The sequence below is a fragment of the Polaribacter sp. 11A2H genome, from assembly GCF_011379025.1.
Lineage (GTDB): Bacteria > Bacteroidota > Bacteroidia > Flavobacteriales > Flavobacteriaceae > Polaribacter.
In genome coordinates this window covers 448,521-464,250 of record NZ_WTLD01000001.1, presented here as the reverse complement: position 1 = coordinate 464,250, position 15,730 = coordinate 448,521, and the positions used below count along the sequence as shown (strand labels likewise).

9 protein-coding genes are annotated in these 15,730 nt (G+C 30.1%); all 9 read right to left on the bottom strand.

The genetic code is table 11. The features are described 5' to 3' along the window. Positions 1-77 precede the first annotated feature (77 nt). The 9 genes from GQS58_RS01995 to GQS58_RS01955 all read right to left on the bottom strand — a co-directional run bounded on the left by GQS58_RS01995 (position 78) and on the right by GQS58_RS01955 (position 15,730). Positions 78-719 (bottom strand): hypothetical protein, encoded by a 642-nt coding sequence (locus GQS58_RS01995; RefSeq protein ID WP_166382311.1) that lies wholly within the window; start codon positions 717-719, stop codon positions 78-80. Between the two features lie 80 nt (positions 720-799). Then, complete coding sequence (locus tag GQS58_RS01990; RefSeq protein ID WP_166382309.1) at positions 800-1,825, bottom strand: hypothetical protein; 1,026 nt, start codon at positions 1,823-1,825, stop codon at positions 800-802. Between the two features lie 84 nt (positions 1,826-1,909). Next, the gene (locus tag GQS58_RS01985) at positions 1,910-3,226 is read right to left on the bottom strand and encodes a RagB/SusD family nutrient uptake outer membrane protein (protein ID WP_166382307.1); all 1,317 of its coding nucleotides are present in this window, start codon (positions 3,224-3,226) and stop codon (positions 1,910-1,912) included. Positions 3,227-3,236: 10 nt separating this feature from the next. Then, positions 3,237-6,530: a SusC/RagA family TonB-linked outer membrane protein gene (locus tag GQS58_RS01980; protein WP_166382305.1), complete on the bottom strand. Its 3,294-nt coding sequence runs from the start codon at positions 6,528-6,530 to the stop codon at positions 3,237-3,239. 3 nt (positions 6,531-6,533) lie between these two features. Next, positions 6,534-9,089: a zinc-dependent metalloprotease gene (locus tag GQS58_RS01975; protein WP_166382303.1), complete on the bottom strand. Its 2,556-nt coding sequence runs from the start codon at positions 9,087-9,089 to the stop codon at positions 6,534-6,536. A 96-nt stretch (positions 9,090-9,185) separates the two neighbouring features. Beyond that, a complete protein-coding gene (locus tag GQS58_RS01970) occupies positions 9,186-10,823 on the bottom strand; it encodes a sensor histidine kinase (protein WP_166382301.1) in 1,638 nt (545 codons plus the stop codon). A 1-nt stretch (position 10,824) separates the two neighbouring features. Beyond that, entirely contained in the window at positions 10,825-11,595 is a 771-nt protein-coding gene (locus tag GQS58_RS01965) for a LytR/AlgR family response regulator transcription factor (RefSeq protein ID WP_166382299.1), read from the bottom strand. 261 nt (positions 11,596-11,856) lie between these two features. Beyond that, entirely contained in the window at positions 11,857-13,686 is a 1,830-nt protein-coding gene (locus GQS58_RS01960; RefSeq protein ID WP_166382297.1) for a T9SS type A sorting domain-containing protein, read from the bottom strand. A 628-nt stretch (positions 13,687-14,314) separates the two neighbouring features. Next, positions 14,315-15,730, bottom strand: a complete 1,416-nt coding sequence (locus GQS58_RS01955; RefSeq protein ID WP_166382295.1) for an MFS transporter — start codon at positions 15,728-15,730, stop codon at positions 14,315-14,317.

Sequence of the window (15,730 nt, the reverse complement as noted above, 5' to 3'; positions counted from 1 at the left end):
TAGGAACGAGCTGCAATTACAGCACATTTTAGTTCTTTAATATTATTATAGAACAGAGTGTTTGTTCACCTTTCTAATTACTCCATTTCCCATATTCTAAGGAAATTGATTTTAAAAGCTTCATCATTATTTGTTGAGAGGCTATTTTCTAAATACGTTTGTATCTCATTCATTCTATCACTTCCTGAAGGATGTGTAAAAGTACTACCTCCCAACAAGTTTTCTAAGAAAGGAAAGTCAGTACTTAATAAACGAAACTCATTATTGAGTTTTGTTTTAATTAAATGAATTGCAATTAAATCTGCTAAATATTCTGCTTTTTTATAATCATTTGTTATTGCTCCTTTAGGAATACTTCCTTCCAAACCAAAAATCCTAGATTGTGAAATGGTTACAATATGTGCTACTTCATGCGTTAAAGCAAATAATTGAATATGCTCTTTTGTTAAGTTTACCAAACCTTGACTAACTTCTACATAGCCAAAAGTTGCGCCTGCATTTATACTTAAGTCATCTTTATCTACCTTAAACTGGGTAGGTATTTCTACATCCATATAGTTTTTAAATAATGGCAAAACAGACTCATTATATACTTTAATAATACTTTCTTCTTTAGTTAATGAAATTTCTTTATTAGGAGGAAATACTTCTTCGTTTGAAGAATTCGTATTACAAGCAAACATTAAAAAAAGAAATAGGAATAAAAAGGATTTTTTCATTTTAAAATAGGTTGTATAAAGACAAACACCCTTATAAATAAGAGTGTTTGTGTAATTAAAAAAAAGGGGAATAAGTATTATTAATTTGCTAAATATGTGAATGTTTTTTCAACAGTAGCAAAACCACCGAAGTAAGTATAAGAAGCTTTTGTTGGGTAATTATCTGTATTGTACTCATAAGTAACTACATCATCAGCTAAAGTACCAGATATTGGATTGTTTGTATTTACTGTAGCAATACCAACATTAATTGCAGCAAAAGCAGCTGGATAAAGACCTTTAAAAGGATTATTACTAGCATCGTAAGCAGCTGTATAATCATCTCCAAATCTAGTTTCTAATGTAACATTACCATCTACAATAGTAAATAAAACTTCAGTTATAGCATCTTCATCTGTATGGTTTGTACGTTTTTCTGATGTTAAATCTCCATTTGCATTATATGCATAATCATAAGTGTAAACTAACTTATCCTCAGATTTATATTCACCTTTTACAATTTGACCATTATCATAAGTATAAACAGTACTTTCATCTGCTGCTGTTTTTTCTACAACTTGATTTTTATCATTATAAACCAATGTATAAACCGTTGTTGTAATAGTGTCAAAATCGTCTTGTTCTTCTGTGTATTCACTTACAAAATTAGCCTCATTGTATGTGTATGTTGTTGTTGAATTCTCACCAAACAAATCTGCTAGCACATATGTTTCTAACTTAGACCCACTACCAACTTCACCACGAACATTTATAGTTACAGTATACTCTTTAGTAGTAACTTCATCTTCTGCAGTTACCGTAAAAGTTTTAGCTTCACCATCTACAAAAGAAATTGCTGCACCAGAAACTGGAGAAACAGTTGCGTTTTCTGAAACTGTAATTGTAGGAACAACGGCAGTTAAGTTTGTTCCAAAAGGAACTGTAACAATAATATCTGTTCCAAGGTCGTAAACAATATCATCTGCGTTTACACCATCAATAGCAATTGAAAAATCGGTAATAGTTGCCAAAGATGATTCTATTGGAGCATCATTATCACTTGAACATGAAACAGTTGTTACAGCTAAGGTAAAAAAAACAGTAAGAATCGAAAAAATTTTCTTCATAATTTAAATATTTAATTGGGTTATTTTTATCTTATTATTAAAATTGTAACCTATAAGATAATAAAGGGTTACAACTGTTTTTATTTATAAATTAGGGTTATTAATAGTTGCATCATTAGGAAAAGGAATCACATATCTAGCATCATTTTCTTCCAAAATGTAGGTTACTCCGTCAAAAATCTTAGTTAATTTAGGTTGCGTAGTTCTTCTTAAATCATTCCATCTTTGTCCTTCAATAGCAAATTCTCTTCTACGTTCTTCTAAAATTTCTGTTTTTAGGTCGTTACTATTTAATAAATTTACGTTTGCTTTATAAGTATTAAAACCATCGGTAGTGTATCTATTTTCTGCAAAGGCAATCAACTTTTCTTTTGCCAAAACATCTTCATTTAAAGCTGCTAAACATTCTGCAATGGTTAAATGTAATTCGGCTGTTCTGTAAGAAACCTTAAACTTAGTTTCAGCGCTTTTTTTAGAGCTAAAACTTCCATCTGTATTTTGCTTAAAATAAAGTGGAAAACGTAAATCTTCAGATGGATCATAAGCATTAATTAAAGCTTCTGAAATAGTTGTATTGCTAACCAAATCTACAGAAGCAATGGTTTCTAATGCCAAAATAGATTCTACGGAGTTGTATTCTGATGGCATTATAGAAGTATCTGCATTCAGATTTTGAATTTCAGCATTTATAGCAAGTGCTTCATTTGCTACGTCTATTGCTTTTTGCCATTCTTGTTGGTATAAATACACACGCGACTTCAATGCTTTTATAGCAACTACAGAAAATCTATAATTATATCCTACCTCTTGTTTTTGAATGTTTAATAAGCTTTCTGCTTTAGCAAGATCACTTAAAATTAATGCATAAACTTCTTCAACTGTTTGTACATCATATTCCTTTTCTGCATCATATTCTATAGTAATCGGCACACCAGCATCTGTATTTGCTGTTGCTTTATTGTAAGGTTTTGCGTATAGATTTATCAATTCGAAATACTGCATTGCACGTAAAGCATACGCTTCTCCCACCAATTGTTCTTTCTCTGACAAATTTCCTTCTATAGTAGCTTCACTATTTATAACATGATTGGTGTAAAAAATAGTATTATAAAAAGTAGCATACGGAAAAACAGTTGTTAAAGGACTTGGGTTTGTATCATTCCAAATAAAAAGATCTTGATAAAACTCTATTCCAGCTGCGTCTGCACTTAAAGATAATTCATCGGTTCTGTACGTTGTTAAAACCTTATGATTTTTGGCTATTGAATATGCTGAAGTTAAAAAACTTCTATACTCTTCTACAGATTTAGGGATTACCTGCCCTACTGGTTCAATATCTAAGTATTTATCACAAGAGATAAAACTTAAAGTGACAAAAATGCTATATATTAATTTTTTCATAAATTATTTTTTAAAAAGAAAGATTAAATCCTGCTGAAATAATTCTAGGAATAGGTTGCGCATATAAACTACCATACGTTTCTGGATCAAAAAAGCCATCATAATCTGTTCCGATCACAAATAAATTACGTCCTTCTAGGTTAAAGTTTAAGCTTGATATTTTTAACTTTTCTAACTTTTTGCTAGGTATTGCATAACTCAACTTAATACTGCTTACGCGGATATAAGAAATATCTTTTACCCAAATATCTAAGTCATTATATGTCTGTCCGTCATCTGAAGAATTGAACCAAGTGTACACCAAATCAGTATCGAAACCAGGAGAAGTCGCTCCTATTAATGCTGGATAATTACCTGTTCCTGCTTTTAAAATATCTGTACTATAATTATTTCCGGGTTGTGCTAAGGCAAGGTTATAACTTGGTGCTGCTTTTACAGTTTGTTTTATATTAAAATTAGTTAATACACGTAAATCAAATTGTTTGTATTTAAAACTATTTCTAAATCCACCACTAAACTTCGGAGTTCCATCGCCCACATAAGAATATAAATTTCTATGTTCTTCTCTTGTTAATTGACTTCCGTTGGTTCCTGCTTCTAAATTGTAAAAATCTACTGCAGAAACTTTTTTACCATCTTTCCAAAATAATGGTAATCCGTTGCTATCTAATCCTGCAGTTTTAATAGCAAAAATGGCATTTACACTATATCCTTTTAAAGAAGGTTTAAAGTCTTCTTCTCTAATTTCAATATTATCGACAATACTTTTATTGTGAGAGATATTTAAACCACTTGTCCATTTAAAATTAGGAGTATCAATATTGGTAGTATTTATAGCAAGTTCAAATCCTTTATTGCTTACAGTAGCCCAATTGGTATTGATAAAATTATAACCACTTTCTAATGGTACAGATCTTAAACCTATTAAATCGGTACTTTTTCTTGCATAATAATCTCCTGAGATATAGATTTTATTATTTAATAACCCTACATCTAAACCGACGTTTGAGGATACTGTTTTTTCCCATCTTAAATTTCCATTAGGTGCGTTTAACGCTCTAATAGTTTCCTCGCTAACTCCCGGAAGAATCGATTCTGTATAATATTCTCCAACCACAAAAGGTGATGTAGACTTATCAATATTCCCTTGCACACCGTAAGATGCTCTTAGTTTTAAATCGGTTACAAAATCGACATTATACATAAAATCTTCTTTATATACATTCCAAGAACCGGCAAAAGACCAAATCGGCAAGTATCTATATTTAGGATTTACCCCAAATAAGTTAGAACCATCATATCTTAAACTTGTAAAAGCTGTATATTTTTTATCGTATGTATAAGAAGCTGTTCCGAAGAAAGAAGCGTATGCATTTTCGCTCAATGTTTTTTGATAAGGATCAAATAAAGAATTGGTTAATGAACGCTCATCTGTAATAGCAACAGAAGTTAAAGTGTTTGCATTGTAACCAAAACCTTTGGTATGAATTTGTGTTCTTTTGTTTCTTCTAAATTCTGTTCCCAACATAACATCTAGTTCATGAACATCATTAAAAGAAGTGTTGTAATTAGCCGTCGTTTTCCAGTTATATTGAAAAACATCTGCATTCCAATTCTGAATAATTCCACCTTTAGGCATATAATAAGAAGTACCTGTAGATGATGCATATTCAGATCTTTGCTCATATTTACGGGTATAGTAACTGTCTTCTGCACTATACTTTTCAGTTTTATCAAAATCTAATTGTAAACCTAATTGTGTATTAAAGTGAATATCTTTATTCAATTTATAACCAACATCAAAAATGGCTTTTAATGAGCTTGATACTAACTCATAATTCGTATTTTCTCTTTCTTCTAAAATATTATAATCTAGATTTAAATCTGATCTTTCTACCAAATCTGGATCATACATATAATTACCATCAGCGTCCTTTACTTTTAAATATGGATTGGCATTTCTTGAGTAATTAGAAGGATTTGTATATGCATCTGCTCCTGTAATATAAGAAGATGTTGTTGTTTGACTACCAAATAACGCTACACCAACTTTTAGTTTTTCGTTAACCTTAAAATTATCTTTTAACGTAATATTAAATCGTTTCTGACCTGTACCTTTCGTTGTTCCTTTTTCATCAAAAATACCTGTAGAAAAATAGTAATCATTATTTTCTGTTCCTCCAGAAAGACTAACACCATATTGTTGGTTTATAGACATTTCATACAACTCGTCACCCCAATTAGTATTGGTGTTTTTTAAGTTATTGATATCATTTTGAGCATCACTAGAAATACTAGCAAAACCATTATCTCTAAAATTGTTATACTCGCTGTAATTATTTAAAATTCTAGCAACCTCTCCTCTATCTTGCTGATATTTTAAATCGGATCTACTTGCCAAAAGTAATTCGAAATCTACTTTTTGAGCAGAATTCATTAAATTCAACTTACTAAAATCTGGTTTTTGAGTTACAAATACATTCGCATTTACATTTATGCGCATTGCTCCTTTTTTTCCATTTTTACTAGTGATCACAATCACTCCATTTGCTGCTCTTGCACCATAAATAGAAGTAGCAGAAGCATCTTTTAAAACCGTAATACTTTCTATGTCTTCTGGATTTAAACCTGCAATTGGGTACGATTGTAAATTATCGATATTGTCTTTATCTCTAAAATCTTGCGGAATATCATTTCCTTCTAACGGAATTCCGTCTAACACCCATAAAGGATCTGAAGAACCATTTAAAGTTGCAGCTCCTCTAATAGATATTTTTGAAGGAGCACCTGGAGCTCCACTTATAGGCTGAATAGATACACCCGATAATTGCCCAACCAACATTTGATCTACACTAGCAACACCTGCTTGATTGATATCTGTCATTTCTACCTCTGCATAAGAAGAGGTTATTTTGCGCTTTTCAATTTTTTGATATCCAGTTAAAACAACTTCATCCAAACTTTCTGAACTCTCTTTTAAAGTAATAGATATGTTTGAAGTAATTTTAGAAACATCAATTTTTTCAGTTTCATATCCCATATAAGAAACCAAAAGAAACTTAATGTCTGCTCCTATTTTTAGAGAAAAATTACCATCAAAATCTGTGGTAGTTCCCAACATTGTGCCTTGTATAACTCCGTCTGTATTAGTTGTATTTCCTATAATTGCAGACGATGCGTACACAGATGCACCAACAATTGGCATTTTAAAGCCAGCGTCAATAACTTTTCCGTTGATTACTTTTTCTTGCTGTGCAAAAAGTAAACTGGGAATAAAAACCAACAGGTATATTAATTTCTTCATGATTTAATTTTTCAAATTATATTCAATTCTTGCCATTAAGTCACTATAATGTGCTTTAGTAGCTCTATTTCCTCTATTTTTCTTTCTTTTTAAAAGCACTAATATTTTTTCTAATGCAGCTCTTTTACTAGTTCCTATATCTGCAACTCTAGGTAAGTATGAAAAGTGTACATTTTTAAAATTATTAGCGTCTTCAGAAATTGTATTTTCCTTTGTTTTTTCTAACAACTTATTTCTATCTACAGTTAAAACATCTACATAGTTTTTCTGTGTAATACGATCAAACATATCTAAGGATGCTCCTTTTTGAGTTTTCTGAAAAATGGCTTCAAATAAACGATCAAATACATATTCTTCTGTAAAAACGTCTGTATCATCACTTTCTAAAACTTTGTTTTCCGTAATTCTCATCAACCTTTCTGTCTTTATCAAAGCATAAATAACATTTGTTTGATGAATGCGTAACATAGAAACAGGAGCGTAATATCTTTCTCCATCTGGAGCATCTCTTACAGCAAAAACTTTATTGATTGTTTCCGGCATAAATAACCATTTCTGAGGTAAAACAGCATTTTTTATAATATAATTCAATGCTTCTTTCTGTCTTTTAACAGATACAGGTTCAAAAGTATTTTTACCATCTCCATAAACGGTATTGTTAACATAAACGCCACCAATATTTGCCATTACATGACCGTTGTAAGTTCCCCATTGATCTATAACCGCTTTGTACAATTTAGATGCTTTGTAATAATCTTGCCCTTCTGCAGCTGTCCAATCTAAAATATTTGGCAATATTCTCTTTAAATTCTTCAATCCGTATTCACTTGCTTTTACAGCATCATCACCCAAATCTTCACTTTGAGATCTTGGGTCGATTACTTCTGCTTGTTGCGGTCCATAAAAATATAACGGATCATTTTCATGTTTGCGAATCCATTGGTTTAATATCGGAATTTCTTGATGCGCAGATGTCTCATCCATCCATCTATATCCCCAATCAATTGCATAGGTATCATACACACCAATTTTGGGAGTAATATCTGTAACATTGTCTTCTGGTTGCGCTACATAATTAAAACGTGCATAATCCATAATAGAAGGTGCTGTTCCGCCCATTTTAGCGGTAAACGTTTTAGATCTTAAAGAATCTACTGGATAGCTAAATGATGCGCCCATGTTGTGTTTTAATCCAAAGGTATGCCCAACTTCATGCGATGAAACAAAACGAATTGCTTCTCCCATATGTTGATTTGTAAACTTGTTTGGTCTTGCTTTTGCATCGATAGGTCCTGTTTGCACACGAATCCAAGAATGTAATCCTTTCATTAAGTTATGCCACCAAATAATATCTGATTCTAATATTTCGCCACTTCTAGGATCTACAATAGCAGGTCCCATTGCATTTTGTTTTTCTGATGCTGCATAGGTAATTACAGAATACCGAACATCATCTGCATCAAAATTTTTATCGTCTTTAGACGGAAACTTTACTTTTAAAACATTTTTAAAACCAGCTGCTTCAAAAGCCACATTCCAATCATAGACACCTTGTTCTATAAAAGGACGCCATTGTTTTGGAGTAGCAGGATCTAAATAATAAATGATTTGTTTTTTAGGTTGTACCAATTCTCCTTGTTGATATTTTTTGATGTCTTCTTTTCTAGGTTCTAATCTCCATCTAGTAATCATCTCTCTAGATTCAACTTCTTGTTGCTCATCAGAAAAATAATCCATAGGTTTTGTAAAATACCCAACACGTTTGTCTGAAAAACGAGGTTTCATTACATCTGTTGGCAATAAAACAATATTTGTAGTAACACCAATAGTTAAAGGCAATGCTGCGCTTGCTCCTTCTTTAACAGAAGTGGTTAATAATGATTTTACAACAATGTTTTCTGGAAAAGATTTTATGCTTTCTAAAATAGACAAGTTAGTTTTTATACTTCCTCCTAAACCAATATTGGTTAGTACATCACTAAAACTTTGCTCTTTACCATTAAAAATTTTATTCACCTTAATAAATACAGAAGTAGAATCTGTATTTTTCGTTTCTATATTAAACTCTTCTATAATAGACTCACCAAAATTATCTTTTACAGATAAAGTAATTGCATCATTTTCTGGAGATTGAACTCTGGGGTTTATGGTTTTAACCCAAACTTTGTTTAAAATAGTGTCTCTGTAAAACCGAACAAGTTTGGTTTCAAAAGTCATTCCCTTGTTTAAACCATGTCCGTTTAAAGCATAAGGAACGCTAGACACCTTATTTACAATTAATAAATCTCTAGATAATAATGAATCTGGAACTTCAAAATAGTAATCTTCTTTTATAGAATAGACATTAAACAATCCTTTTTTAACGTTTCCTTCTTTTAAAAATTTCTGATACGTCAGTTTTTTATTGTCCGTAGGCTTTATAGAATCTTTTTTTTCTTGATTTTCTTTGTCAGAAATATCCTTTTTATCTTGAGAAAAACCAGATAAGCTGGTAAGCATCAAAATAGAAACAATTAAATACTGAACCAATAAAGCACCTTTTAAAGAGGGGGTTTTCATAAATGATATTGTTAAAACATCAAATTTGCTTGTTATTAACAACTTAACAAAACGAAATGGAGTGAACTCAATAAATAACGGAGTGAAATACTATTTTTAAGTAATAAATGGCAATATGCATACAAATTCGTCATCAATTACACCTGTTTTAAAGCTAGTTATCTGATAAAACTGATACGTATTCTCTAAATAAGTCAACCCAATATGATGGCTATCTTTAGCTTTACGCTTTCTTGGCGTGTAATTATTTTTAACCGTAATAAAATCTTCATCAATAATAATAGTAATAACCAACGGATTTATTTTAGTTATTTCATTATGTTTTATCGCATTTTCTACCAACGTTTCTAAAGATAGGAATGGTATTTTTTTTACTAAAATGCCATCATCACAATTATTAACAATTGTTACCTCTAAGCTCTTATTAAATCTAATTTCTTGTAAAAAAATATACTGCTCTAAAAAGTTCATTTCTTTTTTTACTGAAATTAAATTCCCTTCTTTTTCATCTAAAAGGTACCTATACACATCTGCTAATTTTAATACAAACTGTTGTGACAAATCTGGATTTAAATCGATTAAAACATGTAAAGAGTTTAAACTGTTGAATAAAAAATGTGGATTTATTTTTTTCTTCAATTGATTTAATTGAAGAATTGCATTTTCTTTCTGATACTTTTCGTTACTATATGTTAATTGATCTTTCTCTTCTACAACCTTTAAATTCTCTACATATTCTTTTTTTAACTGCATTCTAGAAGCAATTAAGAGCAACATAAATGTAGCAAATGCCAAAAAACTAATCCACGAAAAATATCCTTGTATGTTTTTTGTAGTTTCTTTTAAATGAATATCCACAGGAAAACTAACCACAACTATTAAAGGCGTATTTCCTATTTTAATAGTATCGTAATAACGTATGACCTCTAAACCTAAAAATTCTGAAATTGCCTTATCATTAAAAATAGTAACATTATTTGGTACGTAATATCCATTAATTTTAAGTGAATTATTTAATAATTGCTTAATGGTAATTGTACTAAAATAGGCGTCTATTTTTTTTCCGATGTATTTTGTATCAGGATGTAACATACAAATACCATCTTTATTTGTAACTACCGTATAACCTCCATCTCCTTTATAGGTTTCAGAAAAATAACTCCAAAATGAAATTAAATCTACATCGTAACCTGTATAAACAACGGTATTATTAGATAGTTTTTTTCCATAGATTTTTCTATTAATTACCTTGTGATTATTACTAATAATAGTATCTATTAAAACATCATTTGCTATAAAACGAATATTTTTTAAAAATGTATGTATTTCTTTTTGATACAAAGAATCTTTCTTATTCGAAAAATGAGATTCCAATATACCTTTAGATGAAATAATGGATATAAAACTATTATGAATACTATGCTGTTCTAAGACTAAGTCTGATGTAAAAAGTAATTTTTCCTTTAAATACTCAAAAGAGTTATTTTCTAAGTTTTGAATAATTTTTTGAGAATTTTTAAAAGAATTATTTAGTTGATTAAACTCGAAAGCAACAATGTTTTCTTTAGATTTTAAGTTCCCTTGAATAACATCTTGAATTAAATTTTCTGTAACCGATGTAATTTTAGGTGTAATTAATGAACTGCCAATAAAAAACACAGCAATCAACAATAAACTTATATACAAGTATTGCTGATGCTTTTTTAAACGGGTCCAAAATATAGAGGTTTGCATATTAATTATTTAACCATTCTTTAAAAGGACTCACATTTTTTGAGCTAATTAAAATAAAATCGTTGCCTTTAGAAGACGGTTCTAATTCTATTTTTAATCTATTCTGACTGTATTTTACAATCGTTTTTATAGCTGTGTGACGAACAATAAATTTTCTATTTATTTTAAAAAAATCTTTTTTCGATAGTTTTAAATCTAAATTTAAAATGGTATCATCATACAAAAAACTGTCTCCTTTAATAGTATATAAAAAAAGCGACTTATTTTCTGCCATAAAATAGGCTATTTCATCTGCACTTATAGATATTAATTTCTCTCCCCTAGAAACTAAAAATCGCTCTTGTACTACTTTGGTTTCTTTAGATTTCTTAAAATGAGATAATAAACTTTCTAAATCATTAGAATTATTTACGGGTGCTGCTGAGTAATTTTTATACTTTTCTAGCGCAGCATTTAATTTATGTTTGTCGTATGGCTTTAATAAATAATCAATAGCAAAAAACTGAAATGATTGAATGGCATATTGATCAAATGCTGTGGTAAAAATAATAGGAACATTGATTTTTAAGGCTTCAAAAATCTCAAAACTTTCTCCATCTCCTAAATGAATATCACTTAAAATTAAATCGCAGCTATTGTTCTTAAACCATTCGATAGATTGCGCTACACTTTCTAACCGTTTTTTTATGTTTATAGAATACGTACTTTTTAATAGTAAATTTTCTAAAGATGCTGCTGCTAAGTCTTCATCTTCAATAATAACAATATCCATTTTAAATTGATTTATATTTTTTTTAAAGCCGGGGGCACCTTACCCAATATCATTATAAATAATTATAGTTATTTATAATGATATTGAAAAGCAAAAATACAAATCTTCATCAGAACTAAATTATATAAAAATATAGGATTTTTTTATGTAAAAAAGTTAGTCATTCAGACGTTTTGTTAAACTTTTATAAATTATTTTATATAATGGATAAAAAAAAAGGATACTAAATAGCATCCTTTTTAAGTTAAATAAAAATATTAATTATTCTTTAATAAATTTTGCTGTTGCAAATACGCTATTTATAGAACACTTAATTAAGTAAATTCCAGAGGATAAATTAGAAACATCAATAGATTCGTTATTTTTATTGATTTCCAAACTCATTACTTGCTTCCCTAATAAATTATAGATCGCTGCACTTTTAATCATGTTTTGAGCAGTAATATTTAATCTATTTGAAGTAGGGTTAGGAAACATAGAAACGTTTGACAAAGCATTATCATTTACACCTGCTGTTGCAGAATTAAATAAAACAACATCATCAATATAAAAAGTAAAATTTGCAGAACCATCACCTTCTGTTCCATTATCAAAAATTATAACCAATTTATCATAGGTATTCGCTTTATTAATTGCCGTATAATCAAAAGTTAAAGTTTCCCAAGTATTCGCCATCGTTGTTGCTACTTCTTTTTCGAAAAAAATTGCCCCATTTCCTGAATCTTCTACTTTTAATAAAACTTTTGCTCCTACTCTTGGAGAAAAAACTTTCATTGTAAACATGTCGTTATTTGCAAAATCCATTGCAGCACTCATATTAAGAGAACTTCCTCCCCATGGTTGACCTGCACTTTTAACCATTTTACCAACATTTGCAGAAGTATTGTCTGCATTACTATGAGGATTTGTTTCTGTTGTTACAGCTCCTCCATCAAAATCTCCCCATGTCGTTGCGCTCTCAAAATCTAGTGGTAAAGCTACTGTAGGTATTACAACGCCTGAAGAAGACAACGAAATATCATCTATATAAAAAGTATAATTTGCGCTTCCATCTCCCATTATGTCATTGTCAAAAATAATAACTAATTTTTTATAAGATGCCGTTTTACTTATTGCTGCATAATCAAAAGTTAAAGTTTCCCATCCATTTGCAATTGTTGTTAGAACTTCTTTACTATAATTAATTCCTGCATCTCCAGAATTTTCTACTTTTAATAATACTTTTGCTCCTACTCTTGGTGAATATACTTTCATTGTAAAAGTATCATTATTAGCAAAATCCATTGCAGAACTTAAGGTTAACGCACTTCCTCCCCAAGTTTTACCTTCAAATTTTACCATCTTACCAACTTTTTCTGAAGTATTATCTGCATTGTTATAAGGGTTTGTTACTGTTGATACAACTCCTCCATCAAAATCTGACCAAGTTATTTCGCTTTCAAAATCTAATGGTAACGAAGCAGTACCTGCAACAGGAGCTGCTGGTGCATCTGTTAATTTTTCTGCATTAAATTTTATATTATCAATATAAATGGTGTTACCTTCTGCTCTATCCGCCATATCTTGCGTCCAATCTACAAAAACAACCATTTGACTAATATTTGATAAATCTCCATTAGGATTTATACCAGAAAGATCGAATGTTAATGTTTGCCATTCATTAACAACTAAATTACCAACATTTTGGTCTGTAATTTGAAATGAAGTTCCTGCACTATTTGTTCCCATTTTAATACCTACAGTACCTACGTAATTTTTATGTACATCCATAGTTAAGGTTAAGTTACTTGCAACACTCATATCAATTTTCCAAGTACCAAATTTAGAGTCTTCCCATTTATTATTAACACCTGCATAAAAAGCATTACTAGGTCCCATAACAATTTTCATTACTTTAGAAGTCGTAGCGTTTACACCATTTAAATTTGGATTGTCTACTATTTCTGCTGGAGCTGGTTCGTTATCAAAGGTATACCAATTAGACGCTAATCCTGACGGAGTACCTTCTTCAAAATCTAAATGATATTCTTGTTGTTGTGAAAAGCCTATTGAAGTAATTAAAAAGGCTAGTAGTAAAGTAATTTTTTTCATAATTATTTGTGTTTTAAATTTATAAAACAATATTAACCTTATTGTGTACTATATTAACTTAAAGCACTACAACAAAAAACATACAACCAAAAAATATTCTGAATTTTAAGTTTATTTATCAATGAAATAAGTACTTAACATCGTTTTATTTTTCCTTTAAATTACTAATTATTAAATAGATATATTTATTTGTATTGGTAATGTATAGCTAAAAAAACATAAGTAGAGTTCTATTTTTGTTTGAGATTGTTCTAAACCAAAATAAAACGAATAACTTTCCACTATACACAAAATAAACAATTCATTTATCAAGATCTTAATTACTTTTATGCAATTTGAATCCCCTTTATGTTCTTAAAGTAAAATAAGAATTAAAACCTGTTACACCATCCTACATAAAAAGTATAACTATTACAACCCCTAATTTGGCATCAATAACCATTAAAACCTCAACTTAAACTCCTTTATTTATGCAATACAGATCCTACAAAAAAAACGCTATAAATAATTAATATTCATAGCGTTTAAAAAATAATTTAAAAAGTAACTTATCTTATTTCTTAATATTTTAATTTTCCTTTCTTAACCTGTTATCTATAGAAACTTAAACATCATCAATTTCTCTATTTTAGTGTACCTTACGTTTATCTAATGCTATTCTAATTTCTCCAGCACGTTTTTCTGAAAGGTCATAATTTCTCATGATGTACATTGCAATAAGAGTTCCTGCTATAGGAAACCCTGAAAAGAACAATCTTAATCCAATAAGTGCCTCTTCTGTCTGAATATTAACGGCTGAATCAAACCCTACAACAGATAAAATTGCGCCACTTAATCCACCAGCAATTCCGAACCCGAACTTCACCATCCACCAATAAATAGCACCAAAAACACCTTCTCTACGTTTTCCCGTATTCAATTCATCTAAATCAATTACATCTGCTGTCATAGACATCATTAAAGTAAATAAACCTCCAATACCAAAAGAAAAGAAAGGCAATGCAAAAAGAAACATATAGGGTTTACCAGGAATAAACAAAAACCATAACATAATATAACCAACTACAGAAATTCCTTGAGACACCATAAAGGCTTGTTTTTTTCCTATTTTTTTAGACATTTTAGCCACAATAGGAATCACTAAAAAAGTAGTTACCAAAGCCCCAACACTTCCAAATAACGTTGGCCAAATTCCTGCGGCAGCAGCATCTCCTTTAAAAAGATAGTACACAATAATAAAAAAAGTAAAACTTGCTACGGTATTAAATGCATTAAAAACAAAGAAAGTAGCAAAACATAGTTTCTTAAAAGGTTTAGATTTAAAAGCTTCTACAAAGTTATTCCCTATTTCTTTTAAACTTCCTCCAATATTTTTTAATGTTAAAGAAGCATAATTTTCATTTATAGTAGACTTACTTTTGATAAAAATTGCTGGCACCATTGCACAAATTGCAAAAATAACGCCTACCCAAACAGCCAATTCTCTTACCGCAACATCTGCTGTAACATACCATTCTGGATCGTACATAATAACCCAAAACCAAGGCGCAATTACCCAAGCCCATTGACCAACCCATTGTGCCACAGCCATGATACTTGTTCTCTCATGAAAATCGTCGCTCATCTCATAGCCCATAGCCACATAAGGAACACTAAAAATAGTAAGTCCTAAATAGAATGCAAAAGAGGTTAATAAGAAATACCAAAAATTATAATCGAGTGAGTTTTCTCTAAACAATTGCCACATAATTATAAAAGAAATCCCCATTACAATTGCTCCAATAAAAACATATTGTCTTCTTCTACCCCATCTAGATTTGGTATTGTCTGAAATGTATCCCATAATAGGATCTGTAATCGCATCAAAAATTCTTGGCACTAAAGAGATAACTCCCCACATCCAACCTGGAAAACCTAAATCTTTTACCAAAACGACTATAAATATCCCTATTACAGCTGGAAACATTTGATTTGCAAGCATACCTACTCCAAAGGCTATTTTTTGACTCAATGGAACTTTAGAAGTCGTTTTAATATAAGACAT